20 protein-coding genes and 1 tRNA gene are annotated in these 22714 nt (G+C 67.8%); 14 read left to right on the top strand and 7 right to left on the bottom strand.

Features of this window, described 5'->3' with window-relative positions; all coding sequences use genetic code 11:
* Positions 1 to 14 precede the first annotated feature (14 nt).
* Positions 15 to 1019 (top strand): 4-hydroxythreonine-4-phosphate dehydrogenase PdxA, encoded by a 1005-nt coding sequence (pdxA, locus tag J2X21_RS13480; RefSeq protein ID WP_310329345.1) that lies wholly within the window; start codon positions 15 to 17, stop codon positions 1017 to 1019.
* An 11-nt stretch (positions 1020 to 1030) separates the two neighbouring features.
* Complete coding sequence (locus J2X21_RS13475; protein ID WP_310329343.1) at positions 1031 to 1681, top strand: hypothetical protein; 651 nt, start codon at positions 1031 to 1033, stop codon at positions 1679 to 1681.
* A gap of 6 nt (positions 1682 to 1687) precedes the next feature.
* On the opposite strand, the gene J2X21_RS13470 is transcribed toward J2X21_RS13475, so the two are convergent.
* Positions 1688 to 4099: a DUF1631 family protein gene (locus tag J2X21_RS13470; protein WP_310329340.1), complete on the bottom strand. Its 2412-nt coding sequence runs from the start codon at positions 4097 to 4099 to the stop codon at positions 1688 to 1690.
* A gap of 133 nt (positions 4100 to 4232) precedes the next feature.
* Entirely contained in the window at positions 4233 to 4652 is a 420-nt protein-coding gene (mscL, locus tag J2X21_RS13465; protein ID WP_310329337.1) for a large conductance mechanosensitive channel protein MscL, read from the bottom strand.
* Between the two features lie 175 nt (positions 4653 to 4827).
* On the opposite strand from mscL, the gene petA reads away from it, so the two are divergent.
* The 6 genes from petA (at position 4828) to J2X21_RS13435 (ending at position 9167) form a co-directional block, all read left to right on the top strand.
* Positions 4828 to 5424 carry a ubiquinol-cytochrome c reductase iron-sulfur subunit gene (petA, locus tag J2X21_RS13460; protein WP_310329335.1) on the top strand — a complete coding sequence of 199 codons (597 nt, stop codon included), beginning with the start codon at positions 4828 to 4830 and terminating at the stop codon, positions 5422 to 5424.
* Positions 5425 to 5443: 19 nt separating this feature from the next.
* Positions 5444 to 6850, top strand: coding sequence for a cytochrome b (locus tag J2X21_RS13455; protein ID WP_310329332.1), 1407 nt, complete (start codon positions 5444 to 5446; stop codon positions 6848 to 6850).
* Positions 6851 to 6870: 20 nt separating this feature from the next.
* The gene (locus tag J2X21_RS13450; RefSeq protein WP_310329330.1) at positions 6871 to 7638 is read left to right on the top strand and encodes a cytochrome c1; all 768 of its coding nucleotides are present in this window, start codon (positions 6871 to 6873) and stop codon (positions 7636 to 7638) included.
* Between the two features lie 140 nt (positions 7639 to 7778).
* A complete protein-coding gene (locus J2X21_RS13445) occupies positions 7779 to 8396 on the top strand; it encodes a glutathione S-transferase N-terminal domain-containing protein (RefSeq protein WP_310329329.1) in 618 nt (205 codons plus the stop codon).
* 127 nt (positions 8397 to 8523) lie between these two features.
* A complete protein-coding gene (locus J2X21_RS13440; protein WP_310329327.1) occupies positions 8524 to 9036 on the top strand; it encodes a ClpXP protease specificity-enhancing factor in 513 nt (170 codons plus the stop codon).
* A gap of 55 nt (positions 9037 to 9091) precedes the next feature.
* Positions 9092 to 9167 (top strand) — tRNA-Thr (locus J2X21_RS13435).
* 35 nt (positions 9168 to 9202) lie between these two features.
* Here J2X21_RS13435 and J2X21_RS13430 read toward each other — a convergent pair.
* Positions 9203 to 9538: a hypothetical protein gene (locus J2X21_RS13430; RefSeq protein ID WP_310329325.1), complete on the bottom strand. Its 336-nt coding sequence runs from the start codon at positions 9536 to 9538 to the stop codon at positions 9203 to 9205.
* Between the two features lie 169 nt (positions 9539 to 9707).
* On the opposite strand from J2X21_RS13430, the gene secA reads away from it, so the two are divergent.
* From secA to J2X21_RS13400, 6 genes are all read left to right on the top strand, one after another.
* A complete protein-coding gene (secA, locus tag J2X21_RS13425; protein WP_310329323.1) occupies positions 9708 to 12452 on the top strand; it encodes a preprotein translocase subunit SecA in 2745 nt (914 codons plus the stop codon).
* Between the two features lie 225 nt (positions 12453 to 12677).
* Positions 12678 to 13175, top strand: coding sequence for a hypothetical protein (locus J2X21_RS13420; protein WP_310329321.1), 498 nt, complete (start codon positions 12678 to 12680; stop codon positions 13173 to 13175).
* Between the two features lie 25 nt (positions 13176 to 13200).
* Positions 13201 to 13863: a PEP-CTERM sorting domain-containing protein gene (locus tag J2X21_RS13415; RefSeq protein WP_310329319.1), complete on the top strand. Its 663-nt coding sequence runs from the start codon at positions 13201 to 13203 to the stop codon at positions 13861 to 13863.
* 258 nt (positions 13864 to 14121) lie between these two features.
* Positions 14122 to 15351: a bifunctional glutamate N-acetyltransferase/amino-acid acetyltransferase ArgJ gene (gene argJ / locus J2X21_RS13410; RefSeq protein WP_310329316.1), complete on the top strand. Its 1230-nt coding sequence runs from the start codon at positions 14122 to 14124 to the stop codon at positions 15349 to 15351.
* A 158-nt stretch (positions 15352 to 15509) separates the two neighbouring features.
* The gene (locus tag J2X21_RS13405; RefSeq protein ID WP_310329313.1) at positions 15510 to 17639 is read left to right on the top strand and encodes a prolyl oligopeptidase family serine peptidase; all 2130 of its coding nucleotides are present in this window, start codon (positions 15510 to 15512) and stop codon (positions 17637 to 17639) included.
* On the top strand, positions 17636 to 18076 hold the full coding sequence (locus tag J2X21_RS13400; RefSeq protein ID WP_310329311.1) for a GNAT family N-acetyltransferase: 441 nt from the start codon (positions 17636 to 17638) through the stop codon (positions 18074 to 18076). The genes J2X21_RS13405 and J2X21_RS13400 overlap by 4 nt, the downstream gene beginning before the upstream one ends.
* Here J2X21_RS13400 and J2X21_RS13395 read toward each other — a convergent pair.
* Genes J2X21_RS13395 through J2X21_RS13380 form a run of 4 tightly spaced genes read right to left on the bottom strand, consistent with a single transcriptional unit; the run spans position 18073 to position 22659 of the window.
* Entirely contained in the window at positions 18073 to 19362 is a 1290-nt protein-coding gene (locus J2X21_RS13395) for a hypothetical protein (RefSeq protein ID WP_310329308.1), read from the bottom strand. The two genes, J2X21_RS13400 and J2X21_RS13395, sit on opposite strands and share 4 nt — an antisense overlap.
* A gap of 57 nt (positions 19363 to 19419) precedes the next feature.
* Complete coding sequence (locus J2X21_RS13390) at positions 19420 to 20079, bottom strand: alpha/beta hydrolase (RefSeq protein WP_310329305.1); 660 nt, start codon at positions 20077 to 20079, stop codon at positions 19420 to 19422.
* Positions 20072 to 20518 (bottom strand): GNAT family N-acetyltransferase, encoded by a 447-nt coding sequence (locus J2X21_RS13385; RefSeq protein ID WP_310329302.1) that lies wholly within the window; start codon positions 20516 to 20518, stop codon positions 20072 to 20074. The genes J2X21_RS13390 and J2X21_RS13385 overlap by 8 nt, the downstream gene beginning before the upstream one ends.
* Positions 20519 to 20556: 38 nt before the next feature.
* On the bottom strand, positions 20557 to 22659 hold the full coding sequence (locus J2X21_RS13380; protein ID WP_310329299.1) for a hybrid sensor histidine kinase/response regulator: 2103 nt from the start codon (positions 22657 to 22659) through the stop codon (positions 20557 to 20559).
* Positions 22660 to 22714 lie beyond the last annotated feature (55 nt).

The raw sequence follows: 22714 nt of genomic DNA, 5'->3' as shown, positions 1-22714 counted from the left end.
GAAAGAATGCCGGCATGACTGTGAACACATCCGCCGCGCCGCTGCTCGTCACGATGGGCGACGCCTGCGGCATCGGCCCCGAGATCATCGTCAGCCTGTGGCGGCGTGAGGCGCCGCGCGACGCGGTCGTCGTGGGTCATGTGGAGGTGCTGCGCCAGGCCGTGGCGGCGCTGGGCGCGGACTTGGTCGTGGCCCAGCTGCAGCGTCCTGACGAGGTCGTGCCGCCGAATTGCCTTCCGGTCTGGCAGCCCAGCGGGCTGCCGTCCGATCTCGCCGATGTTCCGCTGGGCCGTGTCGACGCGCGCGCCGGCGCGGCGGCCGCACGTTGTATCGAGGCGGCGGTCGAGGAGATCCTGGCGGGCCGAGGCCGGGGCCTCGTGACCGCGCCCATCCACAAGGAGGCGCTGCACGCGGCCGGCTCGCCGCATCCGGGGCACACCGAGATGCTGCAGGCGCTGGCCGGCGGGCCACCGGTGCGCATGATGCTGGCCAACGAGGAGCTGCGCACCGTGCTGGTCACCATCCACTGCTCGCTGCGGGACGCGATCGCGCGGGTGACGCGCGAGTCGGTCGGCGAGACGCTGGCCATCACCGATGCCGCGCTGAAGCGCATGGGCGTTGCTGCGCCGCGCATCGCCGTGGCGGGGCTGAACCCGCATGCCGGCGAGGGCGGCTTGTTCGGCGACGAGGAAATCCATCACATCGCGCCGGCCGTCGCCGACGCGCGCGCGGCTGGCATGGACGCCAGCGGCCCCTACGCGCCCGACACGATCTTCATGCGCGCCCGCCGCGGTGAGTTCGACGTAGTGGTCGCGATGACGCACGATCATGGGCTGATCCCGGTCAAGTACCTGGGCGTTGAACAGGGCGTCAACGTCACGCTGGGCCTGCCGTTCGTGCGCACCAGCCCCGACCACGGCACGGCCTTCGACATCGCGGGGCGTGGGCTGGCCGACCCGGCCAGCCTGGGCGCGGCACTCGCGATGGCACGCCGGCTGCTGGGTGCCTCCAGTTCATAGGCGGAGGCCCCATGCATCACCGGACCCTGCTGATCGCCGCCGCTCTGCTGGCCTTGCCGGCTGCGCTGCAGGCGGCCGAGGCCTACAGCGTGACGGTCGCGTTTGATGCGCAGTTCGACGCTCAAGGGCGCATCGCGCAGCTGCAGCCTCACGAGGAAGCCATGGCGCCGAGCGGCTTCTGGAGCGCCGTGAAGCAGCGGGTCGTGCCACTGCGCATCTCACCACCGCGTGACGCGTCGAACCAGCCCGGCCGCCTCAGCACGGGGCTGTACGTGACGCTGCAGGTCACTCCCGACGCTCAGGGCGGGCGGCTGCAGATCACGGGCATGGATGTGCGACCTCTGGTGCTCAAGCGTGCGTACGCGGCCTATCCGGAGGAGTTGGTCAAGTCTGCTGGCTGGGTGGGCGCGGTCGACGCGCAATGCCTGGTGGGCGCCGACGGCCGTTGCAGCGAGGTGAGGGTCAGGGCGCTGCCGGGCATGCCGCCGTCGCTGCTGCGCTGGGCCAGCGACACGATGGCGCTTTGGGAGTTCAAGCCGCCGCGCATCGACGACCGGCCGCTGGCGGCGACGGTGCGTGAGAGCTTTGACCTTGCCACGCCCGACATCGCGCCGGTGAACTTCCTGCAACGCGGCAGCGGCAACGCCAACTTCCGCTGGTAGCCGCAATCAGCGGCCGGCACCGCCCAGCGCGGCGAGCTGCGCACGGGTGCGCGCCGTGGCGCGCTCCAGCAGGTGGGCGGTCTCGTAGGCGCGCATGCGGCCGGCCTCGCAGAGCTTCTTCAGCATGCGGGCCGTCATCGTCACCGTTTCCTGGTGGCGGTTGCCGTGCGTGAAGATGAAGAAGCTGCGGCCCGCGCTGACGTGGGCCAGGCGCATCTTCTGCCACTCGGTGCCGGTGTGCATCTGGTAGGCAAAGCCCAGCTGCATGTTGTCCATCAGCTGCGCGCCGCTGCTGGGCTCGGGCGGGGCCTCGGCGGCGGGCAGGCCGTCGATGGAGATGTCCACCGCCTGCATGGGCTCGGCGGCGGCCACCGCGTCGTTGCCGGACAGGTCCAGGTCGACCTCGCCGTTCCAGTCGACGTTGGCCTCCTCCACCAGGCCCAGGCTCTTGGCCTCGGCCGGCGTCAGGCGCTGGCTGGCGTCCAGGTCGGCGGGTTGGGTCTCGCCGGCCACCGGCTTGCTGAGGTCGGCCTCGGCCGGCGGCGGTACGCCGAAGATCTGGTCCAGCTGCTTGATGAGCAGGTTGGTGTCCAGCGCGCTGGGCGCCTGGCCCTTCAGCGACTCGGCATGCGCCGGCAGCAGCGCGCCGAAGAAGTCCTTGCGCGGGCCGTCGGGCCAGCGGATCAGGTCCAGCCCCTCGTTGAGGGTGCGCATCAGGTTGGGCAGCTCGCGCAGGAAGTCCGCGCGCGCCGCGGTGCCGCCCTTGGGCTGCACGCTCATGACCAGGCTGCGGCCCAGCGTGCGCAGGCGCAGCGCGCGCTCGGGCGCGCCTTCGCGCGAGGCCAGCACGATGGCCTGGCTCCAGACGCCGGCCAGGAAGCTGCGCAGGAACTCCTGCATCGGGACCTTGGCGAGCTGCTGCTGCAGTTGCAGCGCATAGCGCTGCTGCAGGCGCAGGTCGGTCTCGCGGCGCTCGACGACCGCGGCGGCGTCGCCGCTGGCCTTCAGCGTGTTGCGCGCCTGTTCGGCGATGAAGGCTTCCAGCGCATCCAGCTTGGCCGTGTAGACGTCCATGCGGTCGAAGTCGCCGTTGGCGACGTCTTGCACGAGGTCTCGCACATGGGCCAGGAAGGCGCGGCCGGGGTCTTCGGCGAAGTCGTCGAACGCGCAGGCCAGCGAGGCCATGCGGTTGACGAACTGGCGCACCGGGTGGCGGCGCGACGAGAAGAAGGTTTCGTCGCCCAGCGCGACGCGCAGCACCGGCAACTGCAGCCGGGCCAGCAGCCGCGCCATCTGCGGCGGCACCTTGGGGTCGGACAGGATCTGGTCGAACAGGCTGCCGACCACATCGATGACCATGTGGTCCAGCCGGCCCGTGGAGGCGTTGCGCAGTTCGTCGCGGTGCTGATGGATCAGGTTGGTCGGGATGGGCAACTGGCCCCAGGCGCTGGGCTCGCCGGACAAGGTGTCCAGGCCCATGCGGCTGGAATGGCCACCGCCGTCGAAACCGCCGCCTTCGTAGCCGCCGGGCGTCTGCGCCAGCCGGCGCAGCAGGTCCATCATCTGCGGATCGACACGGCCCATGCCGCCACCACCGCCGCGGCCGCCATGACCGCTGCCCAGGCCGCCGCTGCGGCTGCTGCCGCCACGACCGAAGCCGCCGCCCAGGCCGCCGTGGCCCGAGGAGCCGTAGCTGCCCGCGCCACCGCGCGTCGACATGGCGCCATGCCCGGAGTCGAATTCGCCCGGTTGCGTGGCACCGCCCAGCGAGGCGTTGCGCGAATTGCCGTCGGGTGACGCGCGAACGCGCAGGTCCTGCGGGCGCAGGCCGCGCGAGCGCAGCAGTTCGGCGATGTCGCCATAGCACGCGCGCATCTCCTGCGCGAGCGAGCGGGTCAGCTCGTCCGTCAGCGTCTGGCGGCTCAGCGGGTCGTCGGTGATCGCTTGAACCGCGTCCAGCAGGGCCTGGCCCACCAGTTCGGGGCGCAGTGGGTTGCGCTCGCCGGTCTGGATGCCCGCGATATAGGACTCGACCTCGCGCAACTCCCACTCGCACTGGTGGCCGATGGCCAGGCCGATGCGGTCGGCTGCGACGAGGTTGTTGACCTGGTCGTCGTCCATCAGCGACAGCTCGCCCCAGTCCTTCTTGGGCGGCGCCGCGACGGGCTTGGGGTCGCCTTGCTCGGCCGTGATCTGGCGCCGCAGGCTCTGCAGGAAGCGTTGCAGGAACGTGCCTTGTTGCTGGCGGAAGACGAATTGAGCCGCGAGCAGCGCGTCGCGCCGCTTGACCTGGCCCGCCGACAGCGCCGACAGCCCCAGGCCTTCCGCGCAGCGCTCGGCCGCCTGCTCGCCCGCCAGTCGGAGGCGGGTCAGCGAGGCTTCGAGGTGCGGATTGAGGCGGATCTCGGGCGCGTTCATCAACAAATGGGCACGGGAAGTCCCTGAAAGTATCGCGCCGGCAACATGTGCGGGTTTTCGCGATATGCCAACTCCGTGACAAAAAAAAGCCCGGTAACCATTGCTTACCGGGCACGCGGGGCCAGAAAAGCGCCTAGCGCTTCAGCGAGTCGCGGATTTCGCGCAACAACTGGATGTCTTCCGGCGTGGCTGGCGGCTCGGCAGGAGCGGGCGCCGGCTCGGCGCGCTTGAGGCGGTTGATCTGCTTGATCATCAGGAAGATGACGAAGGCCAGGATCATGAAGTTCAGCGAGACGGTGATGAAGCTGCCGTAGGCCAGCACGGCGCCTTCCTTCTTCGCGTCGGCCAGCACCGTCGTGGTCTGGCCGGCCAGCGGGATGAAGTAGTTGCTGAAGTCCAGGCCGCCGAAGATCTTGCTGACGACCGGCATGATGACGTCGCCCACCAGCGAATCGACGATCTTGCCGAAGGCGCCGCCGATGATGACGCCGACCGCCAGGTCGATGACGTTGCCCTTGACGGCAAACTCCTTGAACTCGGAAAAGAAACTCATGCGCAAGGCTCCTTGAAGACCGGCGGAAGTGTAGGCAGGGATGTTGACGGCTGGCCTCATGACGCAGAAGGCGGGTAAACCTGTGGTGCCGCCGGCACCGGGCCGGGCGGATCGCAAACCGGCGTCCGCTAGAATCCTCGGCTGCCCCGAATAGAAGTCTCTTCAGAGGACCCTCATGAGTGACCAGCAAGTGGACCAAGGCAAACGCACCTGGTTGATCGCGACCAGCTGCGCCGGTGCCGTTGGTGGCGTCGCGACCGCCGTTCCCTTCGTCAGCACCTTTGCGCCCAGTGAGCGAGCCAAGGCGGCTGGCGCCCCCGTCGAGGTGGACATCTCCAACCTCAAGCCCGGCGAGAAGCTGACCGTCGAATGGCGCGGCAAGCCGGTCTGGATCGTGCGTCGCACGCCGGAACAGCTTGAGGCCCTGAAGAAGCACGACGGCGAACTGGCCGATCCGAATTCCGACCGCAAGGCCTATCCGACGCCGGAGTACGCCAAGAACGGTCACCGCTCGATCAAGCCCGAGTACTTCGTCGCCGTGGGCATCTGCTCGCACCTGGGCTGCTCGCCCAGCGACAAGTTCGCCGCCGGCGCCCAGCCTTCGCTGCCGAACGACTGGGCGGGCGGTTTCCTGTGCCCCTGCCACGGTTCGACCTTCGACATGGCCGGCCGCGTGTTCAAGAACAAGCCTGCACCCGACAACCTCGAAGTGCCGCCCCACATGTACTTGTCCGACGCCAAGCTGCTGATTGGCGACGACAAGAAGGCCTAACTAGAAAACGGGACGAGACATGGCTGAATTCAAGGAAGCCCCTGCCGGCGCCTCGGTGGGTGTGAAGACGATGACCTGGCTGGAGAACCGGTTCCCGACCGCGTTCGACGCTTACAAGGTCCACATGTCGGAGTACTACGCTCCGAAGAACTTCAACTGGTGGTACATCTTCGGCTCGCTGGCGCTGCTGGTGCTGGTGATCCAGATCGTCACCGGCATCTTCCTGGTGATGCACTACAAGCCGGACGCGGCCCTGGCCTTCGCGTCGGTCGAGTACATCATGCGCGACGTGCCCTGGGGCTGGCTGATCCGCTACATGCACAGCACGGGCGCCTCGGCCTTCTTCGTGGTCGTCTATCTGCACATGTTCCGTGGCCTGATCTACGGCAGCTACCGCCAGCCGCGCGAGCTGGTCTGGATCTTCGGCTGCGCGATCTTCCTGTGCCTGATGGCCGAGGCCTTCATGGGCTATCTGCTTCCCTGGGGCCAGATGTCGTACTGGGGCGCCCAGGTCATCGTGAACCTGTTCGCTGCCGTGCCTTTCGTCGGTGAAGACCTGGCACTGATGATCCGCGGCGACTTCGTCGTCGGCGACGCGACGCTGAACCGCTTCTTCAGCTTCCACGTCATCGCCGTGCCGCTGGTGCTGCTGGGCCTGGTGGTCGCCCACCTGCTGGCGCTGCACGACGTCGGCTCCAACAACCCCGACGGCGTCGAGATCAAGAAGGGCCCGAAGGACGCGAACGGCAAGCCGCTGGATGGCGTGCCCTTCCACCCGTTCTACACGGTCCACGACCTGTACGGCGTCTGCCTGTTCCTGATGGCCTTCACCGCCATCATCTTCTTCGCACCGGAAATGGGCGGCTACTTCCTGGAGTACAACAACTTCATCCCGGCCGACCCGCTGAAGACGCCCGCGCACATCGCGCCAGTCTGGTACTTCACGCCGTTCTACTCGATGCTGCGTGCGACGACCGACCCGATGGTCAACGTGCTGTGCGTCATCATCGGCATCTCGGCCATCGTGAGCTTCCTGAAGGGCAAGTTTGGCGGTCCGGCCAAGGTCGTGCTGCTGGTTGCTGCTGCCGTGCTGATCTTCCTGCTGAAGGTCTTCGACGCGAAGTTCTGGGGCGTGGTCGTCATGGGCGGCGCCGTCATCATCCTGTTCTTCCTGCCCTGGCTGGACCACAGCCCGGTCAAGTCCATCCGCTACCGTCCAGACTGGCACAAGTGGGTCTACACGGTATTCGTCGTGTTCTTCCTGGTGCTGGGCTACCTGGGCATCCAGCCGCCCAGCGACATGGGCACGCTGGTGGCGCAGGCCGGCACGCTGTTCTACTTCGGCTTCTTCCTGCTGATGCCGTGGTGGAGCCGCCTGGGCACGCCCAAGCAGGTGCCTGATCGCGTGACCTTCCACGCCCACTGAGACGCGGAGCAAGAACACCAATGAAAAAGCTGATTGCGATCCTGCTGGCCTCGCTGAGCCTGAGCGTTGCCCAAGCGGCCGGCGGCGGCATCGAGTGGGACAAGTTCCCCAAGGAAAAGATGTCGGACATGGCGGCGTTGCAGAACGGCGCCAAGCTGTTCGTCAACTACTGCCTGAACTGCCATGCGGCGGCCTTCCACCGCTACAACCGCATGCGCGACATCGGTCTGACCGATGCCGACATCAAGAGCAACCTGCTGTTCGCCGCCGACAAGGTGGGCGACACGATGAAGGTCAGCCTCAACCCGCAAGAGGCCAAGGACTGGTTCGGTGCCAACCCGCCCGACCTGACCGTCATCGCCCGCTCGCGTGCCGACGTGTCCAAGGGCTCGGGTGCCGACTACCTCTACACCTACATGCGGAACTTCTACCGCGACGACACCAAGGCGACGGGCTGGAACAACCTGGCCTTCCCCAGCGTCGCGATGCCGCATGTGATGTGGGAACTGCAAGGCCAGCGCGCCGCCAAGTTCGAGGAAGTTGCCGACCCGCATGACGCGAGCAAGAAGATCCACGTCTTCGCCGGCTACCAGCAGCTGACACCCGGCACGATGACCGAGCGCCAGTACGACGAAGCCGTGGCAGACCTGGTCGCCTACATGCAGTGGATGGGCGAGCCGGCACAAGGCCAGCGCTTCCAGCTGGGCGTCATCGTGCTGATCTTCCTCGGCTTCCTGACGATCTTCGCCTGGCGCCTGAACGCGTCGTACTGGAAGGACGTGAAGTAAACCTTTGAGTCCCGGCACCGCCCGAAGGTGGTGCCAAACACGCAGTGGGGCGGGCTTTCAGCCACCCACTGCGTTTGCTTTTTCAGCGCGGCCACCGCTGCGCTGTGTTTTGATTGACTGACCCCTCGGGAGCCCAAGCCATGATGGTCCTTTACTCCGGTACCACCGACCCCTACTCGCACCGCTGCCGTTTCGTGCTGTTCGAGAAAGGCATGGACTTCGAGATCCGCGACGTTGACCTGTTCGCGAAGCCTGAAGACATCGCACTGATGAACCCGTACAACGAGGTGCCCATCCTCGTCGAGCGCGACCTCATCCTGTACGAATCGCACATCATCAACGAGTACATCGACGAACGTTTCCCGCATCCGCAGCTGATGCCCGGCGACCCGGTCGCTCGCGCCCGCGTGCGCCTGTTCCTGCTGAACTTCGAGAAGGAGCTGTTCGCCCACGTGAATGTGCTCGAAGGCCGTGGCACGACGGTCAAGGCGACCGACAAGCAGCTGGAAAAGGCCCGCTCGCAGATCCGCGACCGCCTGACGCAGCTGGCGCCCATCTTTCTGAAGAACAAGTACATGCTGGGCGACGACTTCTCGATGCTCGACGTGGCCATCGCTCCGCTGCTGTGGCGCCTGGACTACTACGGCATCGACATGTCCAAGAACGCGCTGCCGCTGCTGAAGTACGCCGAGCGCATCTTCAGCCGCCCCGCCTACATCGAGGCGCTGACGCCCTCGGAAAAGGTCATGCGCCGCTGATCGGCCCACCCCCTACGCGCTTCGTGCGCCCCCTCGAGGGGGCACTGCCTGCGGGCTGGCAAAGCCAGATCCGCGGCAGTCGCTGGGTTTATTGACGTATTGCGCCCTCAGTGGGCCGCTGTCGTAGATGGAAAAAACGCAAGGTGGCGAAGGTGGAGCAGGTGGTGGCACCTCCACGCGCCCATACCTGATCCGCGCGCTGCATGACTGGTGCACGGACAACGGCTTCACGCCCTACATCGCGGTCCATGTCGACCGTTCGGTGCAGGTGCCGATGGAGTACGTGTCCAACAACGAGATCGTGCTGAACATCGGCTTCGACGCGACCAGCGGCCTGGATCTCGGCAACGAGCACATCCAATTCAAGGCCCGCTTCGGTGGCGTGGCGCGCGAGATCATCGTGCCGGTGGACCATGTCGTGGCCATCTATGCGCGTGAAAACGGGCAGGGCATGGCTTTCCCGGCGCCCGAGCCGTTGGCCGAGGGCGCTGTCGTGCAGCCTGCGCCCGTTGCGTCCGAGCCGCGGCGAAGCGGCCTGCGCCTGGCCAGCGAGACGGGTGACGATGAGGGCGATGACACCCCGCCTTCGCCCGATGCACCCGGTGGCGGCCCGCGCCCCACGCTCAAGCGCATCAAATAGCGAATCCGCGCGCGAGCGCGGTCCGTGAGCGGGCTAGAATCCGCGTCCTGTTTTCGCCGGCTTAGCTCAGTTGGTAGAGCAACCGCCTTGTAAGCGGTAGGTCATCAGTTCGAATCCGATAGCCGGCACCAAAGAGAGCCCGCTGCTTCACCGCAGTGGGCTTTTCCTATTTCTGCGCCAGCTTGATGCGGATGCGGCCCGGCAGGCCGGCCTGTGTCAGCAGCCCTTCCAGGCGCGGCAGCAGATGGCGCAGCTTGGCCGCGACCGCGGCGTTCGCGACCAACAGGCTCCAGCCATCCTCGTCCAGCGGGCCGGGCTGGACGCTGGCCATCAGGGTGCCGGGCAGCGCCGGCGCGATGACGCGCAGCCGGCGCCGCGACGCTTCCAGCCGTTCGCCCAGCCGGACCAGGCCGTCATGCGCACGCAGCGCCTGCGCGACCGGCATGGGTTCCGGCACGCTGGCGCGCAGGCCCTTGGGGGCGAGATAGCGGGGCGGGGACATGGCGTCAGTGTAGTCAGGCGACCGGGTCCGCATTGGGGGCGCTGCTAAACTGCACCGCTTTTGCGCGGCCCAGGCAAGTCCTGCTTGCAATGCGCTTTCGCGCCCCCAGATTCGCGCCTTCGCCCGACACGCGTCGGCCCTGACGGCGCCCGCCCACCCCACATCCAGCATGTTGCCCAAGCTTCTCACGTCGATTTTCGGTAGCCGCAACGAGCGCCTGCTCAAGGAATACCGCCGCACCGTGGCGCAGATCAATGCGCTGGAGCCGAAGTACGAGGCCTTGAGCGACGACGAGTTGCGCGCCCAGACCGAGTCCTTCAAGCAGCGCCTGAAGGACGGCGCCACCGTCGACCAGATCCTGCCGGAAGCCTTCGCCGTCTGCCGCGAAGGCAGCAAGCGCGCGCTGAAGATGCGCCACTTCGACGTGCAGCTGATCGGCGGCATGGTGCTGAACGCCGGCAAGGTCGCCGAGATGCGCACCGGCGAAGGCAAGACGCTGATGGCCACGCTGCCGGTCTACCTGAACGCGCTGACGGGCAAGGGCGTCCACGTCGTCACGGTGAACGACTACCTCGCGCGCCGCGACGCCGAGTGGATGGGCAAGCTCTACAACTTCCTGGGCCTTTCGGTGGGCATCAACCTGCCGCAGATGCCGCGCGAGCAGAAGCAGGCCGCCTACGCCGCCGACGTCACCTACGGCACGAACAACGAGTACGGCTTCGACTACCTGCGCGACAACATGGTCTACGAGACGGCCGACCGCGTGCAGCGCGGCACGTCCTACGCCATCGTCGACGAGGTGGACTCCATCCTCATCGACGAGGCGCGCACGCCGCTGATCATCTCGGGCCAGGCCGACGACCACACCGACGTCTACCTGAAGATCAACAGCATCGTTCCTGGCCTGAAGAAGCAGATCGGCGAACTGGACCCGCGCACGGGCGAGGGCGTCATCGAGCCGGGCGACTTCACGGTGGACGAGAAGTCCCACCAGATCCACCTGACCGAAGACGGCCATGAGAACGCTGAGGCGCTGCTGGCGCAGGCCGGCCTGATCGCCGAAGGCGCCAGCCTGTACGACGCGGCCAACATCACGCTGATGCATCACCTGAATGCAGCGCTGCGGGCCCACCACGTCTATCACAAGGATCAGAGCTACGTCGTGCAGAACGGCGAGGTCATCATCGTCGACGAGTTCACCGGCCGCCTGATGTCGGGGCGCCGCTGGAGCGATGGCCTGCACCAGGCCGTCGAGGCCAAGGAAGGCGTGCAGATCCAGGCCGAGAACCAGACGCTGGCCTCCATCACGTTCCAGAACTACTTCCGCATGTACGGCAAGCTGTCCGGCATGACGGGCACGGCCGACACCGAGGCCTACGAGTTCCAGGAGATCTACGGCCTCGAGACCGTCGTCATCCCGCCGAACCGGCCGACCATCCGCAAGGACGAGCTGGACCTGGTCTACAAGACCGACAAGGAAAAGTACGCCGCCGTCATCGAGGACATCCGCGCCTGCCACACGCGCGGCCAGCCGGTGCTGGTGGGCACCACGTCCATCGAGAACTCGGAGCTGATCTCCAACCTGTTGAACCAGGCCAAGCTGCCGCACAACGTGCTGAACGCCAAGCAGCATGAGAAGGAAGCGCAGATCGTCGCCCAGGCCGGTCGCCCGGGCGTCATCACCATCGCGACCAACATGGCCGGTCGCGGCACCGACATCGTGCTGGGCGGCAACGTCGAGAAGCAGATCCAGTTCATCGAGGCCGACGAGTCCATCGCCGAGGCCGACAAGGCCGCGCGCATCCAGCAGCTCAAGGACGAGTGGCAAGGCCTGCACGACAAGGTCAAGGCCGAGGGCGGCCTGCGCATCATCGCGACCGAGCGCCACGAGAGCCGCCGCATCGACAACCAGCTGCGTGGCCGTGCCGGCCGCCAGGGCGACCCGGGCTCCTCGCGCTTCTACCTGTCGCTGGACGACCAGCTGATGCGCATCTTCGCCGGCGAGCGCGTGCGCGCCATCATGGACCGGCTCAAGATGCCCGAGGGCGAAGCCATCGAGGCCGGCATCGTCACGCGTTCCATCGAAGGCGCGCAGCGCAAGGTCGAGGCCCGCAACTTCGACATCCGCAAGCAGCTGCTGGAGTACGACGACGTGTCGAACGACCAGCGCAAGGTCATCTACCAGCAACGCAACGACATCCTTGAGGCGGACCAACTGGTGGCGCAGATCGCGTCGCTGCGCGCGTCCACGCTGACCGATGTGGTCCGCACCTACGTGCCGGCCGAAAGCGTCGAGGAACAGTGGGACCTGCCGGGCCTGGAGCAGGTGCTGAAGGACGAATGGCAGCTGGACATCCCGCTGTCCGAGCTGGTCAAGAAGAGCGACTCCATCACCGACGAGGAAGTGCTGGAGCTGGTCATCAAGTCCGGCGACGAGCTGTTCCAGACCAAGCTGGACCGCGTCGGCATCGAGCAGTTCAACCCGTTCATGCGCATGGTGCTGCTGCAGAGCATCGACCAGCGGTGGCGCGAGCACCTGGCCGCGCTGGACTACCTGCGCCAGGGCATCCACCTGCGCGGCTATGCGCAGAAGAATCCCAAGCAGGAATACAAGCGCGAGGCCTTCGAGCTGTTCTCGCAGCTGCTGGACCTGGTGAAGATGGAAGTCACCCGCACGCTGCTGAACGTGCGCATCCAGTCGCAGGAAGAGGCCAGCCAGGCCGCCGAGGCGATGGAGCGCCGGGCCGAGTCCGTCTCCAACGTGACCTACCAGCACCCCAACGAGGATGGCTCCATCAGCCAGGACGTTGACCCTGCCACTCTGCTGGAGCGGTTCGGCCACATCGGCCGCAACGACCCCTGCCCCTGCGGCAGCGGCAAGAAGTTCAAGCTCTGCCACGGCAAGCTGGCCTGATTTCGTCAGGCGTGAATCCGTCACGGGCCGGCTTTGCCGGCCCGTTTTCATTGGTGCAGCCACGCTGCAAGGCCCACCCATGTGGGGGGGAAAGCGTGCGTTTGAGCACGGAGAGACCCCAGGGCCACACGCATGGGGGGTGCCTGGGCCAGCGCCACCCCCCTAGAGTGCAACCCAAGTCGCCCCGTCAAGGGTTTCCCCGATAGAAGTATCAGAAAGTCCAGAATGAAAGCCCTGTTTGCAGCCGCAGCAATCGCCCTGGCCACCAGCGCGTCGGCCGGTACGGTCAGCTACAGCAACTACACGCACCAGGACCCCACGGGTTTCGGTCAGAGCTTCGAGGACATCTACAGCTTCTCGCTGAGCAGCAACACCTGGGTCAGCGGCATGCTGAACACCGGCTCCGAAGCGGGGGGGCTGCCCCTGATCGATATCCAGTCCGTCATCCTGCGCCGTGTCGGCGATACAGGCCTGGGCTGGGCCGAAACGATCGCCATCGACTGGGACGTCGCTGATGGCGGCTTTGAGCAGTGGGCCTTTGGCACCCGGCAGCTGAGCGCCGGTGAATGGCAGCTCCAGATCGCCGGCATCAGCTATGCCGACAAGTCCGGACAGGGCTATGCCGCCGCGCTGGAACTGCCCGAGCCCGGCAGCATCGCGCTGGCTGCGCTGGCCCTGGTGGGCGCGGGCGCCTCCACCTTCCGTCGCCGCAACAAGGCCTGAGCCCTTACAGAACCGGAACCCTCCCATGAAGAGCATTGTTGTCTCCAGCCTTCTGAGCCTCGGACTGCTGGCCTCCCAGGCCGCTGAGGCCATCACGATCAAGTGGCAAGGCGTTGATGCAGCCGGCGTCAAGCTGAGCACCGCTGACGGTACGGCCACAACCAGCGGCTACTCGACGACCGCGTTGAACTACACCTACGTCGCAACGAACGAAAGCTTCCTGGCCTACTGCATCGAACCCAGCCAGGGCAACGGCCGCGCCGGCATCGCGCGCGAGTACGACGTGGGCGGCTTCACCGGCGTGCAAGCCCAGCATCTGCAGGCCCTGTTCTCCACCAGCTACGCCAGCCTGTCGACCTACAACGACAAGGCCGCCTTCCAGCTCGCGCTGTGGGAACTGGTGCGCGAGACCGGGACCACGATGGACTTCTCTTCTGGCAGCTTCAAGCTGACCAGCACGGACGCCAACAGCGTGGCCGTCAGCACGCTGGCCAACAGCTTCCTGTCGAATGCGCTGGCTTACACCGGCCCGGCCAAGTACGAGCTGACCCGCCTGAGCAATTCCACGCTGCAAGACCTGGTCGTCGCCACGCCGCTGGCCGCCGTGCCCGAACCCGAGTCCTACGCGCTGTTCCTGGCCGGCCTGGGCGCCATCGGCCTGATCGCGCGTCGCCGTCTGCCGCGCTGATCGGCAGCGCCGCTTCACGGCTTCTTGCAAAGGCTCCTTCGGGAGCCTTTTTGCATTTGGAAGCGCTGAACAAGTCCCTCGCGCGCAGCGCATCCCCGCTTTGGGTGATCCGCTGCGTTGCAAATGCTCGCCGGGTGTTCAACCCGGCTCCGCTTTGCGCCTTGCGGCCCATCCCAACCGCGGCGCGCTGCATCGCGGAGACTTGTTCAACGCTTCCTTAGAATCCCCGCGCTTTCCCTGACTCCCACCGAGCGCGCCATGCCCGTCAATCTCACCGCCCCCGATCCCGCCACCCTGTTGCCCGTGCCGGGCGTGCGCCTCGGCGTGACGATGGCGGGGGTGCGCAAGGCCAACCGGCGCGACCTGACCGTCATCGCGCTTGAAGAGGGCGCGGCGGTCGCCGGCGTGTTCACGACCAACCGCTTCTGCGCCGCACCGGTGCAGGTCTGCCGCGAACACCTGGCCGGCGGTTCGGCCGTCCGCGCGCTGTTGATCAACACAGGCAATGCCAACGCCGGCACCGGTGCCGACGGCTTGGCTCGCGCCCGCGAGACCTGCAAGGCATTGGCCGGCCTGATCGGCTGCACGCCCGAGCAGGTGCTGCCGTTCTCCACCGGCGTCATCATGGAGACGCTGCCGGTGGACCGCATCACCGCCGGCCTGCCCGCCGCGCTGGCCGCGCTGAAGGGCGACAACTGGGGCGAGGCCGCCGCGGGCATCATGACCACCGACACGCTGCCCAAGGCGGCGTCGCGCCGCATCACCATTGGCGGCGTGCCGGTGACGCTGAGCGGCATCTCCAAGGGCGCCGGCATGATCCGCCCCAACATGGCGACCATGCTGGGCTTTGTCGCGACCGACGCCAACATCGCGCCCGCACTGCTGCAGCCCCTGGTGAAGGAGGCCGCCGACGCGTCCTTCAACCGCATCACCATCGACGGCGACACGTCCACCAACGACTGCTTCCTGCTGATCGCCAGCCGCAAGGCGGCGCATGCCGAGATCACGTCGCTGGACAGCGCCGACGCGAAGGCGCTGCGCGAGGCGCTGATTGCGCTGGCGCAGGAACTGGCCCAGGCCATCGTGCGCGACGGCGAGGGCGCGACCAAGTTCATCACCATCACCGTGGAAGGCGGCCGCGACGAGGCCGAGTGCAAGCTGGCGGCCTACGCCATCGCCCACTCGCCGCTGGTCAAGACCGCGTTCTTCGCCAGCGACCCCAACCTGGGCCGCATCCTGGCGGCGGTGGGCTATGCCGGCATTGGCGACCTGGACCAGGGCCTGATCGACCTGCACCTGGACGACGTGCACGTCGTCACGCGGGGCGGCCGCCGGCCCGAGTACCGCGAGGAAGACGGCCAGCGTGTCATGAAGCAGACCGAGATCACCATCCGCATCGGCCTGAACCGCGGCGCGGCCAGCGCCACCGTCTGGACCTGCGACCTCAGCCACGACTACGTGACCATCAACGCCGACTACAGAAGTTAGTCCACCCCTACCGGCTTCGCCGGCCCCTCGAGGGGCGTACCGCGTGGCCCGGCAAAGCCGGATCCACGGGTGCCGCTGGGTTAAACCCGAGGTGACCATCGGCCAGTTCAAGAAGCGCGTAGACAATCCGCCCCTTCTTGAACCCAGGACTTCGCACGATGAAGCTCGCCCTGACCGCCGTTACCCTCGCGGCCATGCTGACCACTGCCGCCCACGCCCAGTCGCTGACCTACCCCGTCACGCGCAAGGTCGACCAGATCGACGCGTATCACGACACGGCCGTCGCCGACGCCTACCGCTGGCTGGAGGACGACAACAGCGCCGAGACCAAGGCCTGGGTCACCGCGCAGAACGTCGTCACCGACAAGTTCCTCGAAGCCATGCCGCAGCGCCTGCCGGCGCGCCGCATCTACACCGAGCTCTACAACTTCGAGCGCTTCGGCATCCCCTTCAAGGAAGGTGGGCGCTACTTCTGGAGCCGCAACGACGGCCTGCAGCAGCAGAACGTCATCTACACCGCGGCGTCGCTGAAAGACGCGCCGGTCGTCGCACTGGACCCCAACGGCTTCTCCAAGGACGGCACGGTGGCGCTCAGCGGCCTGGTGCCGTCGCGCGACGGCAAGCTGCTGGCCTACGGCGTCGCCGGCGCCGGCTCCGACTGGCAGACCTGGAAGGTGCGCGACCTCGCCACCGGCAAGGACCTGGACGACAAGATCGACTGGGTGAAGTTCAGCAGCGCGGCCTGGACGGCCGACGGCAAGGGCTTCTTCTACTCGCGCTATGACGCGCCCAAGGAGGGCGAGAAACTCAAGGGCGCCAACTACTTCCAGAAGCTCTACTACCACCGCCTGGGCACGTCGCAGAGCGACGACGTGCTGGTCACCGAGAACCGCGATGACAAGGAATGGGGCTTTGGCGCCGACGTGTCCGACGACGGCCAGCTGCTGCTGATCAGCGTCTGGAAGAGCGCCGGCAGCAAGAACGGCCTGATCGTGCTGCCGCTGCCCAAGGGCGCGTTCGCGGGCGGCAAGCCCCAGCCCATCACGCTGGACTTCGACGCGATGTACAGCCCCGTTGCCGTCACCGGCGGCAAGCTCATCGTGCGCACCGACAAGGGCGCTCCACGCGGCAAGCTCATCAGCATCGACCTGAAGAACCCAGCGCCGGCCGGCTGGAAGACGCTGGTGGCCGAAGGCCCCGATGCGATGACCAGCGCCTCCGCCGTGGGCGGCCGCTTCCTGCTGAGCTACCTGAACGACGCGGCCACGCTGGTGCGCGTGCACGGCGCCGACGGCAAGCGCCTCAGCGATGTGAAGCTGCCCGGCATCGGCTCGGCCGGCGGCTTCGGCGGCCGCTGGGACGACCAGGAAACCTTCTTCAGCTACACCAGCCTGACCACGCCTGCCGAGATCCATCGCTACGACGTGAAGACCGGCAAGATCGAGCTGTTCAAGAAGCCCAAGACGGCCTTCAACGCCGACGAGTTCGAGACGCGCCGCGAGTTCGTCACCAGCAAGGACGGCACGCGCTTCCCCATCTTCATCGCCGCCAGGAAGGGCCTGAAGCTGGATGGCAGCAACCCCACGCTGCTGTACGGCTATGGCGGCTTCAACGTGAACATCACGCCGGGCTACGGCGTCACGGCGGCCAGCTGGCTGAAGATGGGCGGCGTCTACGTCAGCGCGTCCATCCGCGGCGGCGGCGAGTACGGCTCGGCCTGGCATGAGGCCGGCACCAAGCTGAAGAAGCAGAACGTCTTCGACGACTTCATCGCCGCCGGCGAGTGGCTGGTGAAGCAGAAGATCGCCAGCCCGGCGACGCTGGCCATCAACGGCGGTTCCAACGGCGGCCTGCTGGTGGGCGCCGTCGCCAACCAGCGCCCCGACCTGTTCGCCGCGGCCGTGCCGCAGGTGGGCGTGATGGACATGCTGCGCTACCAGCACTTCACCATCGGCTGGGCCTGGGCCACGGACTACGGCACCAGCGCCGACAGCCCGGAGATGTTCAAGGCGTTGCACGCCTACTCGCCCCTGCACAACATCAAGAGCGGCGCGAAGTACCCGGCCGTGCTGATCACGACGGCCGACCACGACGACCGCGTCGTGCCGGCGCACAGCTTCAAGTACGCCGCCGCGCTGCAGGCCGCCGACACCGGCCCGGCGCCCAAGCTGATCCGCATCGAGGTGAATGCCGGCCACGGCGCCGGCAAGCCCACGTCCAAGATCATTGAGGAGCGCAGCGACATCCTGGCCTTCATCGCCAACACGATGAAGCTGGAAGTGAAGTGACGGCGACGGTCGCGATCCGCGACCTGGGCGTCGGCGATGCCGACGCCCTTGTGGCGCTCTACCAGCACCTGAACGCCGGTGATGTGCCACCCACCGCCGAGGCGGTGCGGGCGGTGTTCGCGCACCCCGGCATGCGCCACTTTGGCCTCTTTGTCAGCGATGCATTGATCGCCAGCTGCAACCTGGCCGTCATTCCCAACCTGACGCGCGGCGGCAGCAGCTATGGCGTCATCGAGAACGTCGTCACGCATGCCGAGCACCGCGGGCGAGGCCATGGCCAGGCCGTCGTGCGCCATGCCGTCGACCAGGCGCTGACCGCGGGTTGCTACAAGGTCGTGCTGACCACCAGCCGCAAGGATCCCGCCGTGTGGGCCTTCTACGAGCGCTGCGGCTTCGACGCGGGCGACAAGCGCGCCTTCGTCATCCGCCGGCGTTAGAAGTTCACCGCCTTGGTCTTCAGCCCGCGCGCGACCAGCGTCGCGTTGATGAGCTGGGCCTGCTCGCGGCTGGGGAAGGGCCACACGGTGGCGCGCCAGCCCTCGGGCGTCTTGATGACATCGGCCTGCAGGGCGTCCGGGTTGCTGTGCACGCCCACCAGCCCGGCCTTCATCTTGACCAGCAGCGCCTCGGCGTCGGCCTTGCTGCCGGCCGGCCCCACCAGCGCGACGGCTTGAGTGCCGGGGGCTTCGGCCATGCGGGCCAGGCGCGGGTCGGGCGGCTCCGCCTTGGCGGGTTCGGTGGTCTTGGCGGGTGCTTCGACCGGCGTCGCGGGTGCCTTCTCGACGGGCTTCTCGACCACGGATTCCGGCGGCTTGCCGCCGCCCAGGGGCGGCAGGCGCTTGCCATCGGCGCGCTCCACCAGGCGCGGGCGGATGTCGGGTGTCGGTGCATCGCTGGCGGCCGCTTCAACCGCTGACGCTGCGGCCGATGCCGCTGCCGGAGCTGACGCTGACGTCTCGGATGCCGGCGCGGAGGCCGCCGCCGATGCGGGCGCCATCACCGCTGGGGCGGACGGCAGCGGCCCGGGCGCAGGCATCGACGCCGCAGAAGCCGCTGCGGCAGGTGCCGGCGGCACGGGCGCGGGCGCGCTGCGCGGCCACAGCAGCCAGGCTGCCACCGCGGCGGGCACCAGCAGCACGGCGGCCGCGATGCCCACGCGCACCGGATGCCACAGCCGGCTGCCGACGATTTCCGACGGAATGCCGCGGCCCGACAGCACGCGCGTGCGGGCGCCGCCCACATCCACGCCGGCGCTCATCAGATACAACTCGAACGGCCAGCCGCCGCGCTTGGCGGCCAGCGCCTCGTCGATGACGATGACGCGCCAGGGCCGCGTGTCCGGCGTGGCCGGCGCCTCGGCAAAGCCGTGTGCCAGCGCAAAGGCCTCGATGCGCGCCGGGCTCAGGCCGGGAATGAACTTCTCGTTGAAGGCGCGCCATTGCGTGCGCTTGCCCCGCCCCAGCAGCTGCGGCAGCCGTGCGGGCAACTCCTTCAGCCGCTGCAGCCAGACCGCCCCGCGCGAGGCCGGCGGCGAGCCATGCAGTTCGTCGAAGGCGCTGACCGCGTCGGTCAGCACCGGCTCGACGAAGCCGCCGGCCTCGGCGGACGTGCGCACGAAGGGCAGGGCCACCACACCGATGGTGTGCACATCCTCCACGCCGATGCGGCGTGCGAGGGGGTGGCGGTTGTGCCAGTCAACGATCTGTTCGGCCAGGCGCTCCATGACTCATCGATCATCCCCGACGCCGCATGCGACGACCCGGGAAACAGCAGGGTCAACTCAGGCCAGTTGCTTCAGCAGCCAGGCGTTCAGGTCGGCGATCTCTTCCGCGCACACGGAGTGCGGCATGGGGTAGTCGTGCCACTCGACGTCATGCCCCAGCGCGCGCAGCGCGTCGCGGCTGGCGGCGCCGCGCGCATGCGGCACGATGGGGTCCTGCCGGCCGTGGGCCATGAAGATGGGCAGGTCGGCGTTGGCCGCATGGCGCTCGGCCGTCGCGGTGCCGGCCAGCGGCAGATAGCCCGACAGGCCCACCGCGCCGCCCAGGCGTTCGGGATAGCGCAGCGCCGTCATCAGCGTCATCGCGCAGCCCTGCGAGAAGCCCATCAGCACGATGCGGTTGGCAGGCATGCCGCGCTCGCGTTCGGCATCGATCAGCGCCGCGATCATCTGCTGCGACTCGCGCAGCCCGCCCTCGTCCTCCTCCCGCACGAGGTCGGTGACGCGGATGTCGTACCAGGCCCGCATCACATAGCCGTTGTTGATGGTCACCGGGCGCTGCGGCGCGTGCGGGAACACATAGCGGATCGGGCCGATGGCGGTCAGGTTCAGTTCGCCGCAGATGGGCACAAAGTCGTAGCCGTCGGCGCCCAGCCCGTGCAGCACGATGAGGGTCGTACGCGGGTTGGGGGCGGTCTCGATGACATGGGTCTCAAGCATGGGGATTCCAGTCTTTCTTCAACAGTTCAAAGCGGCGGTCGCCGTGCGCATCCAGGCCTTCGCCGGTGGGCCGCCAGCCGGCGCGGCGGTAGAAGGCCTCGGCCCGTGAATCGGGCTGCGTGCCCAGGTCCAGCCGCGCGTGGCCTTGTTCGAACAGCCAGGCCACCATGACGTCGTGCAATTGGCGGCCATGTCCCTTGCCGTGCAGCGGCGGGTCCACGAACATGGCCCAGATGTGGCCGTCGCGGGCGTCCCCGATCGCGAAGCCGGCAAGGCGGCCGGGTTCGAGTTCGACGACCCAGCCGCGGCCATGGTCCTCGAGGTAGGCGTGCAACTCGGCATCGGAGATGCGGCCCGGGGTCAGCGTGTTCTCGGTGACGGCGTAGCGCACACGCCAGAGTTCGGCGGTGTCGGCGCGGGTGGCTTGGCGCAGCAGCATGGGCCGCATTCTCGCGGCCTGCGCCGGCGGCTTGCTCGTCAGGGCTCGCGGTGCGGCAGCAGCGCGGCGTCGATCGCGCCGAGCAGGTCGTCTTTCAAGAAGGGCTTGGCGATGCGGCGGAACGCCTTGAACGGCTCGGCTTCGCCGGCGGATGGGGGCTGCGTCGCGGCGCTGATGGCAATGACGGGGATGGCGGCCGTGCGGAGATCCCCGCCGAGCAATTCGAGGGCCTGGCGGCCCGTGAGTTCCGGCATGCGGTTGTCCATGAGGATGACCTGCGGCTCGTGGGCCAGCGCCAGCGCGATGCCTTCGCGGCCATTGCTCGCGATGACGAGGCGCAGGTCGGGGCGCGTGCCCAGCAGCGTCCGGACCAGTTCCTGGCTGGACGGGTCGTCTTCCACGAGCAGGACCGTGCGGGCCTGCGGCGCCCCCGCTGCGGCATCGGGTGACGCCTCGGTGCCGGCGTCGAAGTCCGCGGCCCGGCCTCGGGCCAACTCGACCCAGAAGCAGCTGCCGACGCCGGGCTGGCTGTCGACGCCGATGCGGCCGCCCATCTGCTCGACCAGATGCCGCGTGACGACCAGCCCGAGGCCGGTGCCTTCGGCGGCGTCGTCACCGTCGCGGCTGCGCCCCAGGCGATTGAAGGCTTCGAAAAGCTGGCCCACTTGGGCTGGCGTCAACCCTTCGCCGCCGTCCCGCACCTCGATGCGCACATGCTCGCGACCCCCCGGCAGCACGCGCAGTTCCAGAGGCCCCCCCGGTCGGTTGTACTTGATCGCGTTGGACAGCAGGTTCAGCAGCACCTGCTTGAGCCGGGTGCCGTCGGCCACCACCAGCAGGTCCTCCGGCGGGACGTCGAAGCGGGGCCGCAGGCCGTGCGACTCGGCCTGCGGCATGACCATGGCTTCGCATGCCGACAGCAGGGCCTTCAGTGGCAGCAGCTGCAGGTTCAGCCTGAGCTTGCCGGCTTCTATCTGCGCCAGGTTGAGCATGTCGCCGATGAGCTTCAGCAGATGCTCGCCCGCCTTGTGGATGTGGCCGTTGAAGACCGCCTGGCGGTCGGCATCGTAGCCATGGCCGGGTTGGGCGAGGAGCTGCGAGAACCCGAGGATGGCGTTCAGCGGGGTGCGCAATTCGTGGCTCATGTGGCTCAGGAACTCGCTCTTGGCCTGGTTGGCGCGTTCGGCGGCCCGTGTGGCCGCGACGAGATCCCGGTTGGTGGCCTCCAACTGGGCCGTGCGCTCCGCCACCCGCTGCTCGAGCCGGGTGTTGAGATCGTGGATGGCCGCCTGGATCCGCTTCTGGGCGGACATGTCTTGCAGCGTGCTGAACCAGCGCAGGCCGCCGCCTTCCAGGCTGGACGTCTCGGCCGGTTCGTTGACCTGCGCGATGTGCACGATGGCGCCGTCCGGGCGCACGATGCGGTACTCGATCTCGACCTTGCACCGGTTCCGCGCGGCCGCCAGGCTCTTGCTTCGATACATCGCGCGGTCGTCCGGATGCACGACGCGGTTCATCCAGTCGCGCGTCGTGACTGGCATGTCCTGCGGCGCATAGCCGGCCAGCACCGGCAGCGTCTCCGACCAGCGCTCGAAGCTGCCGTCCGGGCGGCTCACGACGTGGCTGAGCTTGGCCATGCCCTGCGCGCGGCGCAGCGCAGCCTCGCTCTCCTGCAGCGCGGCTTCGGCGCGCACGCGCCCGGTCACGTCCAGCGGCGCGACGAAACGGGCAGGGCGGCCTTCGTAGCGCAATTCATGTGAAGTGATCAGCACGAAGATGATCGTGCCGTCCTTGAACCGATGTCGCCAAACGCCGCTGCTGAAGACCTGGGCCGGCGTGAGGCGCACCGACTGCTCCACGGCGCCGATGTCCTCCGGCGGGCGGATGTCGCGGATGGTCATCGCCAGGAACTCGTCGCGCGTGTAGCCGTATTTCTGGCACGCCACCTCGTTGACGGCCAGGAAGCGCAGCGTTTCGAGGTCATAGACCCACATGGGCAGCGGGTTGGCCTGGAACAGCTGCCGGTACCAGCGCGGATCGGTATGGCCGCTGGCGCGCAGGCCTAGGTCTCGCGACCGCGCGCCTCGCAGCGTGGTCCTGACAGGGCGCCTGGGTGGCTTGGAACTGTGGAAGGCCGACATTCCCGCTCCGGGTCGATGCGCGACGGGCCGCCCGGCCCGCTGGCCGACTCTAAGC

It is taken from the genome of Roseateles asaccharophilus (genome assembly GCF_031458115.1).
Lineage (GTDB): Bacteria > Pseudomonadota > Gammaproteobacteria > Burkholderiales > Burkholderiaceae_C > Pelomonas > Pelomonas asaccharophilus_A.
Note: the sequence above shows the minus strand (reverse complement) of the source record. Positions and strands in the feature narration are given on the sequence as shown.